The organism is Desulfocastanea catecholica (genome assembly GCF_054657295.1).
Genome location: NZ_BAAHYZ010000003.1, coordinates 277,788 through 293,007 on the forward strand (window position 1 = coordinate 277,788; position 15,220 = coordinate 293,007).

A 15,220-nucleotide genomic window follows, 5' to 3' on the forward strand; every position below is an offset into this window, starting at 1 on the left:
GTTAATTCTGCTCCAGTCGACCATAGACATCATCAAATCGAACGATGTCGTCTTCTCCCAGATAGCTGCCGTTCTGCACCTCAATAAGTTCCAGGGCGATAACTCCCGGATTCTCAAGTCGATGTATGGTGCCGGCCGGGATATAGGTCGACTGGTTCTCATGGAGCAGGATCTCGTCTTCACCATTGACGATCCGCGCCGTTCCGGAAACCACCACCCAGTGCTCGTGGCGATGGTGGTGCATCTGCAGGGAGAGTTTTGCTCCCGGCGTGACGGTTATTCGCTTAATCTGAAAACGCGGCTGTTCTTCCAGCACCGTATAGCTGCCCCAGGGGCGATACACGGTCGTATGCAGGCTGAACTCTTTTCTCCGCTCTTTTTTCAAGCGGGTTACCACCTTTTTCACATCCTGTGATCTCGACAGCGGGGCAACGAGGATGGCATCGGCCGTTTCAACCACCAGGGTATCCTCCATTCCAACAGCGGCGACAAGCATATTCTCTGAAGAAACCAGACAATTGCGGGTATCTTCCAGCAGGACATCTCCCCTGGTGACATTGCCTTTTTCGTCTTTATCCAGAACATCCCACAGGGCCTTCCACGAACCGATATCACTCCAGCCCAGATCGGCGGCCACCATCGCGACAACAGCGGTCTTTTCCATCAGGGTGTAGTCGATTGAGCCGCTGGGACATTTGCTCATTTCGTACCTGTCAAAGCGGAAAAAGCGGCCGTCCGTGGTCCCTTTTTCAACCGAGGCAGTCATACAGGCGCGCATCTCAGGGGCGAATTTTTCCATTTCCTGCATGAACGTTGCGGCAGTAAAGGCAAACATACCGCTGTTCCAAAAATAATTTCCCCTGGCAAGATACTCTTCGGCAACGGCAAGATCGGGTTTTTCCTTGAAAGAGGTGACACTATTGCCCTCGCCCTGTTCAATATAGCCGTAACCGGTCTCCGGTCCGGTCGGCTGAATACCAAAGGTAACGATTGATCCTTCGGCAGCGAGTGCAGCCGCCTGCAGGACAGCTTCGACAAATTTATCTGTGTGCAAAACCACATGGTCCGCGGGCAGTATCAGCAGGACAGGGTCCCCTTCCTGCTGCCGGCAAAACTCCGTTGCGCCGCAGATGGCCGGAGCAGTGTCTCTTCTCAGCGGTTCGAGCAGAATGGCATAATTATCAAAACACTGCAGTTCCTTGACCTGCGTCTGGGTGATAAAACGATGCTCCTCGCCGACGACGATAACCGGGGGCAACACCCCCGGCAGGTTATTGACGCGCAGCAGGGTCGTCTGCAGCAAGGAATTATCGTTGGTCAGCCGCAGCAGCTGTTTGGGATACAATTCTCTGGATAAGGGCCAAAGTCTCGATCCTGTACCTCCTGCCAAAATAACCGGTTGTATCTTGCGCATGTTTTCCTTTTTTTATATTCAGATTAAAAAGTGAGTGCCTGTAGAGACATGGGTTAACGAATAAGGTGCAAAAGTTCCTGTGTTTTTTCCTGTAAAAGCGCTGCATCCCCACGACTTTCGACATTCAGCCGAAGCAGCGGCTCAGTGTTTGACTTGCGGATATTAAAACGATAGTCGGCAAAGGCGAGAGAGAGGCCGTCGGTGTCATCCTTTATGCCATTGCCATATTGCTCTTCTATCCTGGCGATAATCGCCTCCGGGTCATCGACCCGATTGTTGATTTCGCCGGATACCGGAAATGCAGCCATTCGATCGGCCACCAGCTCGGAGAGATTTTTCCCTTCCGCCGAGAGCAGGGCAGCAACGAGAAGCCAGGGGATCATCCCCGAGTCACAATAACCAAAATCCCGGAAGTAATGGTGCGCGGACATTTCGCCGCCATAAATGGCATTTTCCCGGCGCATGCGCTCCTTGATAAAGGCGTGACCGGTTCTGGTCATCACCGCAAGCCCGCCCGCCTGCTGCACGATCTCCTCGGTATTCCAGGTCAGACGCGGATCGTAGAGGATTTTTCCTCCAGGTTCCCTTTTCAGCATTTCTTGAGCCAGCAGACCAACGAGGTAATATCCTTCAATGAAATTCCCCTTTTCGTCCCAGAAAAAACAGCGGTCAAAATCGCCGTCCCAGGCAATACCGAGATCGGCCCGGTGTTGCCGGACCATCCGGGTTGTTTCCGCTCTGTTTTCCGGAAGCAGAGGATTGGGCACGCCATGGGGAAAACTACCGTCCGGTTCATGGTATACCCGAACAAACTGAAACGGCAGATGCGCCTCGAGCAGATCGATGATCGGCCCGGCACAGCCGTTGCCGCTGTTGACGACAATCCTTAACGGTTGCAGTTTCTTCGTATCGACATAGCCGAGCAGGTGTTGGATATAGTTGGCCTTGTTGTCGACACACTGCAGCCTGCCGGGCATTGCTGCCGGTTCCGGGAGGCTGTCCGTGACAATCAACCGTGCCATCTCCTTCAGGCCCGATTCCCCGGTGACTGGTCGGGCCCCCTTCACGACAAATTTCATGCCGTTATAATCGGCGGGATTATGGCTTGCAGTGACAATGACGCCGCCATCCACCCCCGCCGCTTCCATGCTGAATGTTGCGTGATAGATTTCTTCCGTGCCGCAGAGTCCAAGATCGAGGACATCTGCGCCCATGTCCCGCAGCCCGGAAATCAGCGCCTGGACAAGCTCTTCACTGGAGAGCCGGATATCGCGCCCGACAACGACCTTCTTCAGCTTATACACCGCGGCGAAACTTCGTCCAATCCTTACGGCCAGCGCCGCGTTCAGTTCATCCGGCACTTTTCCCCGGATATCGTAGGCCTTGAAACAAGGGAGCGAGATCGTGTTCAATTTATGATTTCCTTTTCAGTAAAGACAACAGGTAACAACGATTATATCACTTTTTATCACCATAGCGGAACTCCCGGATCAGGCTGACAATGATTTCCCGGATCTTCGGCGCAAGGTCATGCATCTGAAAGCCAACCAGGTAAAAGTCGGGGTTGGCATCTTTCTGACACCATCTGCAGGTTACCGAGAAAATTATTTCATCGTGGTCTTTCATCTGATTGGGCAGGCGCAGGCGCAGCCTATAGTCGCCATTGACCTCCAGCGGATTTTCACAGATAAGCATAAGACCTTTTTCCGAGATATCGACCAGGTAACCGAGAACATTGCGGTCCCTTCCATCAAACACGCGCAGGTAATAAACGAGATACCAGCGGTCCGCCTGTCGCAGTTTCTTCCTCGCAGTGTTCGCTTCGCTGTCGGTCATTGTTTACCTCTCAGTGTATACTGACCAATTCAACATCTCCCACAGCCCCGATCTTTTCCCGGCAAATAACCACAACCCCGAGAACGCCATCGATGTCCCGGCTTTTTTCCAGCGCCCTTTTCATGCCATACCCGCCGGGGCTTCGACCGACCTCATTGCCGAGACGGGTCGCCGCGGCATCGGCCAGAGCGGCTGACCTGGCAAGAACGGTGACCGAATCGGCCAGACCAAGGCTTAAAGAATGGCCCACCGTGCCGGAAGAGGTGCACACAGCCATCGGCAATGCACGCCTTGACAGTTTCACGCCCACCCGGAGGCTGAGAGGCGACTCCCCGGCAAAAATGGCCACGGCACAGTCGCGGTTCCGGTGGATATAGATATCGCCACCGTTTTCCACCATTACTTCCAGGCAGCCGCTGTGCACAAGCCCCCGGCCGACATATTCGGCAATCACCCCGGCCACGGCGGCCATCGGTCCAACCCCGGCAGCGCTGCCGGCCGCCAGCATCTCTCGGACAATCGGCGGCGCCAGGGCGTCAGGAGGAAACGGCGCCAGCGCACGGGCAAATTCGGGGAATCTTTCTATGTATTTTTCAATCTGCAGTCGATACCGCAGGGCCAGTTCCTGGGCCAAAGACGACACCTCCCGGTCGGCCAGAATATGCAGATCGGTATCTTTTATTGTCGCATAGGAAGAGATCAGATCACCTCGATCCGGCACTGCTCGATAGTCGCGCTCGATATACGACGCAGGTTTTCTTGTTTTGGCACGCTTCACAGGCAGCTGTCCGAGGCTGGTATTTTTCTTGAAGAGTTTTTTTCGACGCCATCATTCTTTATCTTTGGGTTGTGCACTCTCCTGGGCAGCATTTTTTTCACTCGGCGCAAGGTACTCCTTCACGGCATCGATGGATATTGCCGGTTGCTGCTGGAGAAAAGATTTACGCACCTCTTCGTTACTGATAAATTCCCGGGTAAATCCCGCGGCATTATTCAGGGCGTCACAGGTCGCACAGTTGCGCAGCAGCTGATTTTCCGGGGCGAGAATCGTGCCGAGAATCATATGCAGCAGAACGGCAAGAATACCCGCCTTGGCAAAACCGATTACCGCGCCCAGCAATCGATCAAACCAGGAGGTAATGGTCAACTGCAGGACATAGCCCAGCGCCTTGCCCAACAGCATCACCACCACATAGGTGGCGAGAAAAAGCAGTACATAACTGGTAAGAAAGATTACCTTGGGGTTGTCGGATATGTCTCGCAAAATGGGCAAGATTCTGTCATGATATCGGCCTGCGGCCAAGTAGCCGACATAGAGAGCGACAAACCCTGTTACCTGTTTGAGCAGCCCCAGCCACATGCCTCGTACGATGAGAAGAACGAACAGGCCGATAATGACCAGATCATACGCTGTCATACCGGTAGGAATTTCCATAGTATACCTCTAGTCGATTTGGATTACTCTCTGTTCTGTCCAACCAGACCCTTACGGGCAAAAATTAGCAGGAACTGTTCAAACTGCAAGCTTTTTCTCATGAACCTCACAATTCACGCCATCGACAAGCAGCTGAACAATCTTTTCCCCGCGACGATCACCCAGGGGGCAATCGACATATTTGGCAACCAGGCAATGCAGCCTGTTCTCCTTCGGCTGTTAGCCGCTCCTGCCCCGGCCGCCGGCTCGCCGCAGGTAGATGCCGATGTTCCCTTCCGCCACCTGCTCCACCCAAAGGAGGCCGCTCTTCTCAGCGGTTACCGCTTTACCAAAAGACGGTCGGAATATCTCACCGGCAGAATCTGTGCGAAAATGGCCATTCAGAGTTTTTTACAGCAGAGCACAACACCAGCATTGGTACTGAAATCCGGTGACATTGAGATCGCCAGCACGGTAAGCGGTCGACCGGACGTTCGTGTCCATGCAGCACATGCCGAACCACTGAAAATGGATATTTCGATTTCCCACAGTGGGGATTATGGAGTTGCCCTGGTCACGGGGTCCACGTGCGGCATTGATCTGCAGCTGCGGCAGGCAGGCCTTGTGCGCGTGCAGGAAAAATATTGCGCTGTCGACGAACACAAGGTACTTGCAGCATTCTTGCCGAACCATGAACCACTGACCAGACTCGCCCTTCTCTGGACCGCCAAGGAGGCTGCCAAAAAAGCGTTGAGTTACTGGCAGATGGTCGGATTTCTCGACTTGCAGGTGACAGAACTGAAAAATTTGCGGGACGCTGTCGTTTTTTGTTTGCGTATCAGGCCTGAGGGAAACCGGCACATGCCCGAGGAAGTATGCGTTGTGGCCGGCCTATTCGGCGATTACGCCCTGGCCATTTGTCTTGTCAACGAGGATCGGAACCATGCCGGAACTGCCCGAAGTTGAAGTTATCTGCCGCGGTCTTCGCGCCTTCCTGCTTGGTCGCATGGTTACCGCCGTGCACTGCAGCGGTAAAAGACTGCGTCATCCCGTGCCGATGCAAGCCATGCAGCGGGAAATGGTCAACCAGACCATCACCGCGGTTGAACGTCGAGCGAAATTCCTGCAGATAAGCCTGGCAGGAGGTGAAATGCTCATCATCCATCTGGGAATGACCGGCAACCTGGGCCTATTTCCCCCCTCGGCGACGCAGGCGAAACACGACCATGTTTCCTGGTCCCTTGATGACGGCACCGAACTTCGTTATAACGACAGCCGCCGATTTGGCTCCATCCGCTTCCTCTCGGCCGAGGAAGTTTCCGGCCGAGAGGAGACAATCTTCAAGACAACCGGTCCCGAGCCCTTCAGTAATACATTTTCGGCCGAATATCTGGAGAAACTGGCCAAAGGAAAAAGTCTCGCGGTAAAGCTGTTTATCATGACCAACCAGACTGTGGCAGGCATAGGAAATATTTACGCCAACGAGAGTCTTTTTGCCGCGGGAATACGGCCAGGAAGAAAAATACAGACGCTCACCCGCAAGGAATGGGTCCGCCTGGTGAGCGAAATTCGAAATATTCTCCGCCAGGCGATTGAATGCGGCGGATCAACCATCAGTGACTTTCTCAATGCCAGCCGGGAACGGGGCTATTTCCAGATGAATTTCAAGGTCTACGACAGGGAGGGAAAAGCGTGCCACCTCTGTGCAGCGAAAATTGAGAAACAAAAGCTTGGCGGCAGATCGAGCTATTTCTGTCCGCATTGCCAGAAGTAAGCGTAAGACAGTTCATGCGGTAGATGTACTGGAACCAGTTCACCTTCGCTATAAGCTGACCTTCCCGGCTCGAGCAGGATAAGGCAATTCGGCACTTCAAAACGGTCGGCAAACCGCACAGAGCATCGCCCGTCCTGCAATACCAGCACAGCGTCTTTCAGGCGGAGAATCGTCTGCGGTTTTATTTTGATCCGGTGCAGCACGTGCGCCGCGATCTTTTTCGGCCATGGGGCTCTTTTCCCCTGCATGGCCAGAAGGGCCGGACCGACCAACTCATGCAACAGAGTACGAACGGCATGGGGAGGACCGGGAAGACCAAACAGCAGCGTTCGGCCAAGGAGGCCAAAAAGAACCGACTGACCGGGTCGCATCGCAAGGGCATTGAAAAGTACCCGTCCGCCGGCTGCCGCAAAGGTCTTTTCCACCAGATCATATTTACCGGGACCCATCCCTCCGGTGGTGATCAATTCATCGGGTTGATCCGTACGCACTCTGGTAAAAAGCTCAAGAAGTTCCTGCTCGCTATCTTGTATCAGGCCCATATTTACCGGACGAGCACCAACTGAGGCAAGCAGTCCATCCAAGAGAAAGGAATTCGATGACACTTTCTGACCAATTTCGGGTTCTTCCGCCGCAGCCGTCAGCTCACTGCCGGTACACACATAGAAGACGATTGGCCGTGCGGCAACCTCCACGGAATGCATGCCGCAGGAAGCGAGCAGTGCCAGATGGTCGGCCTGCAAAACTTCTCCTGCCGGCACGAGCAATTCGCCCTGGGCAATCTCACTGCCTGTTTTTTTAATAAATGTTTCTGCCGCCTGCAGTGCATGGTCGGCAATAACGACACTGCCATTCTGTTCGATGCACTCTTCAAAAGGCACGACACGCGCCGCCGCTTTCGGCACACATCCCCCGGTCATAATTCTGCAGGCGGTGCCGGATGCCAAGGTCTTCAGAGACGGTTTGCCCGCGGGGATTTCATCAACAATTGTATATCGGTGTATCGGCGTATCGGAGCCGACAACAGCAGGGTGCGGTATGACATAGCCGTCACGCGTTGACTCATCAAAGGCCGGCCGAGGTGTAACGGCGGAAACACCGCAGACAACAATCCTCTGCCGTGCCTCATGCAAAACAACGACCTCCCCCGGCAACTGTTTGAGAGTATGAAATATTATTTGCTGCGCCTGCTCCAGACTGCACCTGTTGTTATCGTTGTTTTGCATGATGCTGTCCTGCCTGCCGCTGCGGCTGAGGTTTCCCTTTATTTTCACCTTTCTGGTTCGAATGCTGTTTTACCTGTGCCTTTGGCTGAAACGGCGGTTGAGATCTGTTCCGCTGCTCCAGATGCTGCCGTTCCCGCTGATTTGTTCGAGATCGATCGACCGCTTCCTTCGACGATCTGACGCGCTGATTCCCCTGATACTTTCCCTGCGGTTTGGCCGCAAAAGGTGGCTTTGCCGAGTTGACATTGATTGGCGGGGGAGACATTTTTCTCTTTTCAGGCCTTCCACTATCAGCCGGTTTCCAGGACCTCCCTTTTTCTGTCGGCCGTGTCTCGAGCGTCCTGCGTTCTGCCTGATACTTATTCCGGGTTCTGCCCTGCGTCGAAAATACCCTTCTATGATCCGGCGGCAGACGTGTGAATTTTATCGGCTGATCCCTTTTTACCACAACATCATCAAGACGTCTGCCAATGATATTGTCTGCCGGTCTCCGGGACTTCTCAAAATTCTGGTTCATCTGCGGCCGATATATGCGTGGGGGCCGTGCGTCTTTATGGTCACGGCGATACTGAAATTGCCGCTGGTAGTTGTTTTCCCACACTTTGTCTTTATCCAGTCGGTGCTGGCGGTAGCTCCTGTAATAGGGATCGTAGCCGTACCTGGTGGCGTGCTTCGAATACCAGGGGCGAAAGCCGCGCCTTTCGTAGCGGGCACCATAGTAATCGCCGAAATAATAGTGATGGGAATCCCAGCGTATGAATAATGACAAAAAAACAGCGTCGATATCCAGAACAATTCTCGGGGTGTAGAAATAGCCGTAGTTTCGATAGATCGGCCTCGAGTAATAGCGTGGCGCGAACAGCACTCCCCGTCGTTCAAAGTGATAATCCCAGTAGCCCCTCACAAAAACATACCCTCGTGGAGTCCATATATAGTGCGCCGGGATCCAGATCATATTCGGCCTCGGGTCGAGCCAATAGCCGCCTTGCCAGGCATAACCGTTTTGATACCAGACCCAACTGCCATTTATCCACACATGCGAAGGGCTCAGCGCCGGTGAACTCGGACTCGATGCCAGTGGCTGCGGTGGAGGCGGGAGATACACCGTTTCCGCCTGCTCGGTACTCCTCCAGAACCCGGGGACATATTGATTGCCGCCTGCCACCTGCATCCAGTAACCGGAAACCCATTGACGGCCAGGGGGTATATCCCGCCAGATTCCGCTGACCCAGATATAATCATTCTGCTCTTCATCCCAACTCCAGTACCCGGAAATCCACGTAACATTAGCCCCTTCAGGGCGAAATTCCGGAGGAATTTCATTTATCGGCTCAGGCACGGGGCGAGAGACGACGACACCTGGCTGCCTCTGGTCGACACTGACCTCGGCAAAAGCCTCGTGGATCGGACCGCGCGTCAATACTTCCATCCCGTCATCGCTTCCATTTGGCCCGTTAGCAGCTGGAATGCTGGCGGCTTGGAACAATATGGCACATCCAATCCATAAAGAAATAATCCAAACCCTCTTTAAAAGAAAATTGTTGCGCATAAAACCCCCTTGAGCTGATCTCCCGGCATCGCCGTTCTTCAATAACATGGCACTTGAACTCTCTGGGTCACGGGGTACGGAAACGACACCCAGACTTGACGACCGTCATATCTACTCACTTGCCACTCGCCGCCGACGACTCGATCTTCAACACAGATCCTCGGTGGCGGGGCAACGACTACCGGCTGATACGGCTGATATGTTGTATGTGGCACTCCATAGACAACCGGACCTGGCGGAGGTGTCGCGGCAGACACCAGGGCCGATCCAAGCAGAAGACCTCCGACTAGACCAAACGCCAGCCCCAGCCCATTGTTACGATGGCCACCACCCCCCCGGTGCTGGTAATAGTCTGATCTATAGTGATGCCCGCCATGGTTTACGTTGTTATATCCCCGGGCAAATGCGCTGGAGGTAGAAACCACACACAGTATAATGGCAAAAATAGTAATTTTCTTTTTCATGGTTACTACTCCTTTACTCAATGTTTGTCAGGTGCTAAAGATCCTCTTCTGCCCCTTCGTTTTGCAAAGATTTTTTTTCTTTCTCCCCTGCTTTTTCTCTTAATAATCGGCAATGCGCAGAAAGAGTAGAAGACATCTGGAGAAATAGGGTCCCGGATAGCCGCATGTCGTAGCCATGTCGGGTCGATGTCGAGCTTATCCGGGACAAAAAAGATCCTCCTTGACAAAGTGGCCGGGATTTTTTTTAACGATCTGCCAATCCTTGCCAACTCATGATTTTTCCAATATCATTAAGGTAATGACACGTTTCAAAAAAGCCTATGTATTCTGGGGGAAAAATAAAAATATGGCAAACCATTTCCATCAAAGGTGTCCTGAGATGATGGCACTTTTGCGATATTCAGCAGACTCTATATTTTTCAAGGATATGGATGGCAGGTTTACCCTGGTGAGTGAAGCCAAGGCGAGAAAATCATGTACCCGATGGGAAGATATGATCGGTAAAACCGATTTTGATTTCCTGCCCGTGGAAGAAGCTCAACGATGCCGAGATGATGAAATTTTCATCATGGAAACAGGTGAGTCGATCGTTGACAAGGAGGAAGAGCTGACCCGGTCGGACGGCAGTAAATCCTGGCTCTCGGTTTCCAAATTTCCCTGGAAGGATATTGACGGAGAAACGATCGGCGTCATCGGTATTTCCCGTGATATTACCCGGCGCAAAAAACTGGAGAAACATATTTTACGCATGCTCTCCATAGCCACACACGACATGCGCTCTCCGGTTGTCTCCATCGGCTCAACCATCAAATTATTGGCCCGGGGAAGATATGGTGAGGTCAGCGAAAGCGTCAAACAGACGCTGAACGAGGTCTTTAATCGTCTGCTGAACCTCGAAAAAATTATTGGCGACTATCTGACCAAATCAAGCGTGATGAATTCCATTGACGGGAAGGTGCACATCGGCCGGAAAGAAACACTTGACCTCCGGCTGGATATCATTGATCCCATCCTGGCGGAATTTTCCCAGGAGATCGAAAAAAAAGAAATCTTTATCGACAATCGTCTCGGCGGCATACCTGGTAATAAAATTCTCGTTTCGGCCAATAAAAACTGGCTGGGCATCGTGTATCGCAATCTCCTGGCCAACGCTATTCGGCACACGCCCAAAGGAGGGACAATCGCCTATGGCTTTGAAGACAAAGGCAAGATGTATCATCTGAACGTTTTCAATAACGGCCAGTCAATTCCCGAGCACAGGAGAAGCGCAATATTTGAGATGTTTGAGAGCGAGACGAGTTCAGGAATCGGCCTGCCTGTTATTCGTGAACTTGTCCGACGGCACGGCGGCGACTTATGGTGCGAAGAATCCTCCTCGGGTCACCCCAATTTTGTCTTCACTCTGCCCAAAGAGGACACAGCGGCGCCTTCGGCACTTTAATACAGACAGCGATGGAGGGAGATTGTTTATTGTATGAACATGGTTATTACATCATGAACATGGAGGTAAAGCCTGTCTGGTGTATATTCATCAGGTAAACAAAGCGCAGGAGCGAATAAACTGATACACTGATCGGAGTCGTTAATGAAACCTCTGGTTACCATTTTTGGTGCCGCTTTTTTTTTCTCACTCGTTCTTTCTTCGCCACAGCTTTTTTCTGCAGATAAAAATCAGCCGCAGGAAGTTACTGCCATCGCCCTGCGCAACTGGCCACCGCAATTTCTTACCGATGAAAAAACCGGCAAACCTTCCGGTTTTGCTATTGATATAATGAACAGGGTCGCCGCCTTGAGTGACCTTAAAATTCGTTATGCAATGGTCAACGACTGGCCGGAGGCAATTGCAGCGCTAGACACCGGACAGGCGCTGCTCACCCCCAATATGGGCATAACCGCCGAGCGGTTGGCTCTCTATGATTTCACCGCCCCCTATGAAACCTTCAGAATCAGTCTCTTTGTGCACAGCGATGCATCGTCCATTACTGCGACAAGTGACCTTGGCGGCAAAAAAGTTGGTGTTGTGACCAACAACCAAGGTCTGGTTCTCATGCGGCAGCAAGGCGGATCAGAGCTGCAGGTATATGATTCCGTGGAAAAATGTTTCTTGGCCTTATTATCGGGGGATATTGACGCCCTGGTCTATTCTGAACAGTTAATTAAGAAACTGGCCCTGCGCTCGGGTCTTGAGAAAAAAATTAAAACTGTCGGCAAGCCACTGCAGGAAGTGAAACACGGCATCGCCATCAGAAAGGGGAACCCGGAATTATTCAACAAACTTGACGCCGCCATGCGGCACTTGCTGACCACGACGGAATATCAAGACATTTACGAGAAATGGTACGGCAGACCACAACCTTTCTGGAACGTCAATCGCGTTATTCTCGCGACGAGTATCCTTTTTAGCGTTACGATGATTGGCCTGCTGACCTGGCGACACATGTCAATTGTCAGGCTAAACCGAACCTTGTCAGAGGCAAGGGACCGTTTTCGGACAATTATAGAAAATACCGACACCGGCTATTTTCGTTTAGATCGCGATGGCATCTATCAACAGGTGAATACTGCCTGGCTAAAAATGCACGGATATGCTTCCCCAGCTGAGGTTATCGGTCGCCATTTCACCCTCACCCAGGTGGACGTCGATCTTAAAACGGCCCAGCAAAACGTGACAAAACTGCTCAGCGGAGCGCGCATCCCGTCCGGCGAGCTTGCCCGCCGTTGTCAGGACGGCTCCATCGGCTACCATACTTTTTCAGCTCATCCGGTCATGCACAAAGGGCAGTTGGTCGGCGTCGAAGGGTTTATCATCGACAGGACCGACCTTAAAGAGGCGGAACAGGCCCTGCGAAAAAGTGAAGAAAAACATCGACTCCTGTTTGAGTATGCCGGCGACGCCATCCTCATTTACAATTCCCAGTCCCATCTGCTGGCCATCAATCCGATGGCCTGTGAACTGCTCGGCTACACCCACGCAGAGTTGATGGCCATGACCATCGATCGAATACGGACAGAGAAAGAATCTCTGTACAGCCTCGACCAGGTAGCACGGGTGATGGCGGAGGGAAACATGACCTTTGAAACCGTGTATCAGCGTAAAGATGGTTCGACTGTGCCGATTGAAGTCAACGCCCGAAGGATAACCTGGGAAGACCAACCGGCGATCATGAGCATCTGTCGTGACATCACCGAGCGAAAAAGAGGTGAAGAACAGGTCATTCGCTTGCAGAAAGCGGAAAGCCTCAAACGGATGGCCGGGGCCATTGCCCATCATTTCAACAATCAACTTACCGTGGTGCTGGGCAACCTGGAGCTTACCCTGGATGACCTGCCAGCTGATGCCAAAAATCGCCAGAACCTGGTTGCAGCAATGCAGGCCGCAACCAGGGCCGCAGAGGTAAGCGGCCTGATGCTAACCTATCTCGGCCAGGGCATCGACAGAAGTCAGAAGATAGATCTCTCCGAGGCATGTCGCCAGAATCTCCCGATTCTTGAAGCCACCCTGCCCCAGGGTATTACTTTGCAGACAGATCTTCTCAATCCAGGACCGGTCGTTCTAGCCAATCCCAGCCAGCTGCAGACACTTTTACTTCATCTGCTCACCAACGGCACGGAAGCTCTTGCTGAACAGGAAGGCAGGGTGCGGCTTGCAACAGGAACAGTGCAGGCGAACATTCTCCCGCAAGGCTTTACCATGCCCGGCGAGTGGCAGCCGAGAGCCGACAGCTATGCCTTTCTGGAAGTGACGGATAGCGGATGCGGCATGAGTACCGAGGAGATGGAAAACCTCTTCGACCCCTTTTATACCACTAAATTTACCGGAAGAGGGCTCGGCTTATCCGTGGTGCTGGGCCTGGTCAAGGCCTGGGACGGGGCGATAAGTGTCCTCAGCCGAGAGGATCACGGCAGCACCTTCCGCGTCCTCCTGCCGCTCTGCAAGGAAGAAATCCCCGTGCAGGCTCTTACCATGGACAGGGCCCCTGATCTGGAGCACAACGGTTTTGTTTTGCTGGTCGATGATCAACCCGATGTCCGGGAAATGGGCAAAGCCATGCTCAAACGCCTCGGTTATGCAAGCCTGTCGGCTGCAGACGGGACCGAAGCCCTGGCACTGCTTCGGCAACATAGGGGCATGGTCCGTTGCGTGATCACCGATCTTTCCATGCCGGGCATGGATGGCTGGGAGACCATTGCCGCTCTACGAAAGATTGAACCTGACCTTCCGGTCATTCTTTCCAGCGGCTTTGAGGGACCGGAAGTGATGGGCCAGGACAACAAAGAGTACCCTGTCATTTTTTTACACAAACCGTACACAATGATTGATTTGCACAACGCGCTCAGTCGATCAATACAAGATACCAGGCCCGGAAACTGCTGAGCGGTTCAGGAAAATTTTGTTTTGTCAATTCCGGGTAGTTATGTCCCCTGGCAGCAAACTACGCGAGAGTGAAACACAAAAAGTGACTCCCTTAGGTTTGGCCGGCTCCTGCCACACTGCACCACCGAGCGTGGCGGCGATCTCCCTGACAATGGCCAGACTTATTCCCGCACCGCCGCTTTCTGGTGTCGAAGTGTGTTTTTTACGCTTGAACCAATTGAAAATATCTCGGGAAACCTCTTCTGTTACACCCTGGCCATCATCCGCTACAGTAAAGATATGCAGCTCATCGGTGAACCGATAGCCTATTTCAATCTTGCCTAATCCGTCGCCGCCGTATTTCAAAGCATTTTCAATAATATTCCTGTAGATGCGCGTCACGGCCAATCGATCAGCAATGATACTGTCAGGCATGTTATCCGGAATAGACCATCGAACGGATCGAAGAAGAAGCTGGCTGGAAAATTCTTCATAAAGTGTGAGCAAAATATTTTTGAGAGAAATATTTTCAATGTGCAGGGGAGTTTTCTTTGGTCGCGATAAATATATTGATTTTCTCCACAAGAGCAGCGATATCCTCCGACGACCGCTGGATCTGCTCACATATAATTTTTCCTCTCTCGGAGAGGGCATCGCTGAATTTTTTGTTGAGAATTCTTGCCAGACCATAGGTGGCAATGGCTGGATTCTTCAGATCTTGGGCAACTGAGTAGGCAAAATGTTTTATTTTCTCAGCACTTTCCTGAAGATCCGCTTCTGCCTTTTTCCGTTCCCTGATCTCGTTCAAGAGATGCCGGTTTTCCGCGGCAAGTTCCTTTGTTCGTTCGGCTACCCGCACCTGCAGTTCATCGTGGGCTTTCTGCAGTTCGTCATTGGCCAGTTTACGTTCAATGATGCGACCGAGTCTTTCGGCGACAGCATTGAGCAGATGACGTTCTTCAATTAAAAATGGCCCTTCATCTTTTGCCGGTTTAGCCTCAAGGAGAAAAACTTCTAAAACGCCAAAATGTTTTATATTCACCCTGATTTCCCAGGATTGCACCCAGTCGGTTTTTATAAATTGTTTGCTCGTATAGGATCGGTTCTTCAGCAATATCCGGGCACAGGTACTCTCCGGATATTGCCGGGAAGGGGGAACAAGGTCGACTGTTCTCTGCAATATTTCAGA

At 52.3% G+C, this 15,220-nt stretch carries 13 protein-coding genes and 1 pseudogene; 4 read left to right on the forward strand and 10 right to left on the reverse strand.

Going from position 1 to position 15,220, the window contains the following annotated elements; all coding sequences use genetic code 11:
• Position 1 precedes the first annotated feature (1 nt).
• Genes ACYQ8U_RS04680 through ACYQ8U_RS04700 form a run of 5 tightly spaced genes read right to left on the reverse strand, consistent with a single transcriptional unit; the run spans position 2 to position 4,685 of the window.
• Complete coding sequence (locus tag ACYQ8U_RS04680) at positions 2-1,414, reverse strand: mannose-1-phosphate guanylyltransferase/mannose-6-phosphate isomerase (protein ID WP_459944355.1); 1,413 nt, start codon at positions 1,412-1,414, stop codon at positions 2-4.
• Between the two features lie 53 nt (positions 1,415-1,467).
• Positions 1,468-2,817 carry a phosphohexomutase domain-containing protein gene (locus ACYQ8U_RS04685; RefSeq protein WP_459944371.1) on the reverse strand — a complete coding sequence of 450 codons (1,350 nt, stop codon included), beginning with the start codon at positions 2,815-2,817 and terminating at the stop codon, positions 1,468-1,470.
• A 55-nt stretch (positions 2,818-2,872) separates the two neighbouring features.
• Entirely contained in the window at positions 2,873-3,250 is a 378-nt protein-coding gene (locus ACYQ8U_RS04690) for a PilZ domain-containing protein (RefSeq protein ID WP_459944356.1), read from the reverse strand.
• Between the two features lie 10 nt (positions 3,251-3,260).
• Positions 3,261-4,028 carry a UPF0280 family protein gene (locus ACYQ8U_RS04695; RefSeq protein WP_459944357.1) on the reverse strand — a complete coding sequence of 256 codons (768 nt, stop codon included), beginning with the start codon at positions 4,026-4,028 and terminating at the stop codon, positions 3,261-3,263.
• A gap of 51 nt (positions 4,029-4,079) precedes the next feature.
• The gene (locus tag ACYQ8U_RS04700; RefSeq protein ID WP_459944358.1) at positions 4,080-4,685 is read right to left on the reverse strand and encodes a CvpA family protein; all 606 of its coding nucleotides are present in this window, start codon (positions 4,683-4,685) and stop codon (positions 4,080-4,082) included.
• Positions 4,686-4,784: 99 nt separating this feature from the next.
• Between ACYQ8U_RS04700 and ACYQ8U_RS04705 the strand changes: the two genes are divergently transcribed.
• Positions 4,785-5,630 carry a 4'-phosphopantetheinyl transferase superfamily protein gene (locus tag ACYQ8U_RS04705; protein WP_459944359.1) on the forward strand — a complete coding sequence of 282 codons (846 nt, stop codon included), beginning with the start codon at positions 4,785-4,787 and terminating at the stop codon, positions 5,628-5,630.
• Complete coding sequence (gene mutM / locus ACYQ8U_RS04710; protein WP_459944360.1) at positions 5,608-6,438, forward strand: bifunctional DNA-formamidopyrimidine glycosylase/DNA-(apurinic or apyrimidinic site) lyase; 831 nt, start codon at positions 5,608-5,610, stop codon at positions 6,436-6,438. Before ACYQ8U_RS04705 ends, mutM begins: the two co-directional genes overlap by 23 nt.
• Here the strand turns inward: mutM and ACYQ8U_RS04715 are convergent.
• From ACYQ8U_RS04715 to ACYQ8U_RS04725, 3 genes are all read right to left on the reverse strand, one after another.
• Positions 6,411-7,664: a molybdopterin molybdotransferase MoeA gene (locus ACYQ8U_RS04715; RefSeq protein WP_459944361.1), complete on the reverse strand. Its 1,254-nt coding sequence runs from the start codon at positions 7,662-7,664 to the stop codon at positions 6,411-6,413. The genes mutM and ACYQ8U_RS04715 overlap by 28 nt on opposite strands.
• Positions 7,648-9,093 (reverse strand): hypothetical protein, encoded by a 1,446-nt coding sequence (locus tag ACYQ8U_RS04720; RefSeq protein WP_459944362.1) that lies wholly within the window; start codon positions 9,091-9,093, stop codon positions 7,648-7,650. Before ACYQ8U_RS04720 ends, ACYQ8U_RS04715 begins: the two co-directional genes overlap by 17 nt.
• 158 nt (positions 9,094-9,251) lie before the next feature.
• Positions 9,252-9,677, reverse strand: a complete 426-nt coding sequence (locus tag ACYQ8U_RS04725; RefSeq protein ID WP_459944363.1) for a hypothetical protein — start codon at positions 9,675-9,677, stop codon at positions 9,252-9,254.
• A 379-nt stretch (positions 9,678-10,056) separates the two neighbouring features.
• Between ACYQ8U_RS04725 and ACYQ8U_RS04730 the strand changes: the two genes are divergently transcribed.
• On the forward strand, positions 10,057-11,118 hold the full coding sequence (locus ACYQ8U_RS04730; protein ID WP_459944364.1) for a PAS domain-containing sensor histidine kinase: 1,062 nt from the start codon (positions 10,057-10,059) through the stop codon (positions 11,116-11,118).
• Between the two features lie 144 nt (positions 11,119-11,262).
• The gene (locus ACYQ8U_RS04735; RefSeq protein ID WP_459944365.1) at positions 11,263-14,052 is read left to right on the forward strand and encodes a PAS domain S-box protein; all 2,790 of its coding nucleotides are present in this window, start codon (positions 11,263-11,265) and stop codon (positions 14,050-14,052) included.
• A 24-nt stretch (positions 14,053-14,076) separates the two neighbouring features.
• Here the strand turns inward: ACYQ8U_RS04735 and ACYQ8U_RS04740 are convergent, their stop codons facing one another.
• Both ACYQ8U_RS04740 and ACYQ8U_RS04745 read right to left on the reverse strand, forming a co-directional pair.
• Positions 14,077-14,466: a sensor histidine kinase gene (locus ACYQ8U_RS04740; protein ID WP_459944366.1), complete on the reverse strand. Its 390-nt coding sequence runs from the start codon at positions 14,464-14,466 to the stop codon at positions 14,077-14,079.
• Positions 14,467-14,560: 94 nt separating this feature from the next.
• Positions 14,561-15,220 (reverse strand): annotated as a pseudogene (locus tag ACYQ8U_RS04745) (hypothetical protein); the annotation flags it as partial.

Coding starts and splice junctions, on each gene's coding strand:
- ACYQ8U_RS04680 (WP_459944355.1), bottom strand. CDS start 1,414: ATGCGCAAGATACAACCGGTTATTTTGGCAGGAGGTACAGGATCGAGA.
- ACYQ8U_RS04690 (WP_459944356.1), bottom strand. CDS start 3,250: ATGACCGACAGCGAAGCGAACACTGCGAGGAAGAAACTGCGACAGGCG.
- ACYQ8U_RS04700 (WP_459944358.1), bottom strand. CDS start 4,685: ATGGAAATTCCTACCGGTATGACAGCGTATGATCTGGTCATTATCGGC.
- ACYQ8U_RS04705 (WP_459944359.1), top strand. CDS start 4,785: ATGAACCTCACAATTCACGCCATCGACAAGCAGCTGAACAATCTTTTC.
- mutM (WP_459944360.1), top strand. CDS start 5,608: ATGCCGGAACTGCCCGAAGTTGAAGTTATCTGCCGCGGTCTTCGCGCC.
- ACYQ8U_RS04715 (WP_459944361.1), bottom strand. CDS start 7,664: ATGCAAAACAACGATAACAACAGGTGCAGTCTGGAGCAGGCGCAGCAA.
- ACYQ8U_RS04720 (WP_459944362.1), bottom strand. CDS start 9,093: ATGGAAGTATTGACGCGCGGTCCGATCCACGAGGCTTTTGCCGAGGTC.
- ACYQ8U_RS04725 (WP_459944363.1), bottom strand. CDS start 9,677: ATGAAAAAGAAAATTACTATTTTTGCCATTATACTGTGTGTGGTTTCT.
- ACYQ8U_RS04730 (WP_459944364.1), top strand. CDS start 10,057: ATGATGGCACTTTTGCGATATTCAGCAGACTCTATATTTTTCAAGGAT.
- ACYQ8U_RS04735 (WP_459944365.1), top strand. CDS start 11,263: ATGAAACCTCTGGTTACCATTTTTGGTGCCGCTTTTTTTTTCTCACTC.
- ACYQ8U_RS04740 (WP_459944366.1), bottom strand. CDS start 14,466: ATGCCTGACAGTATCATTGCTGATCGATTGGCCGTGACGCGCATCTAC.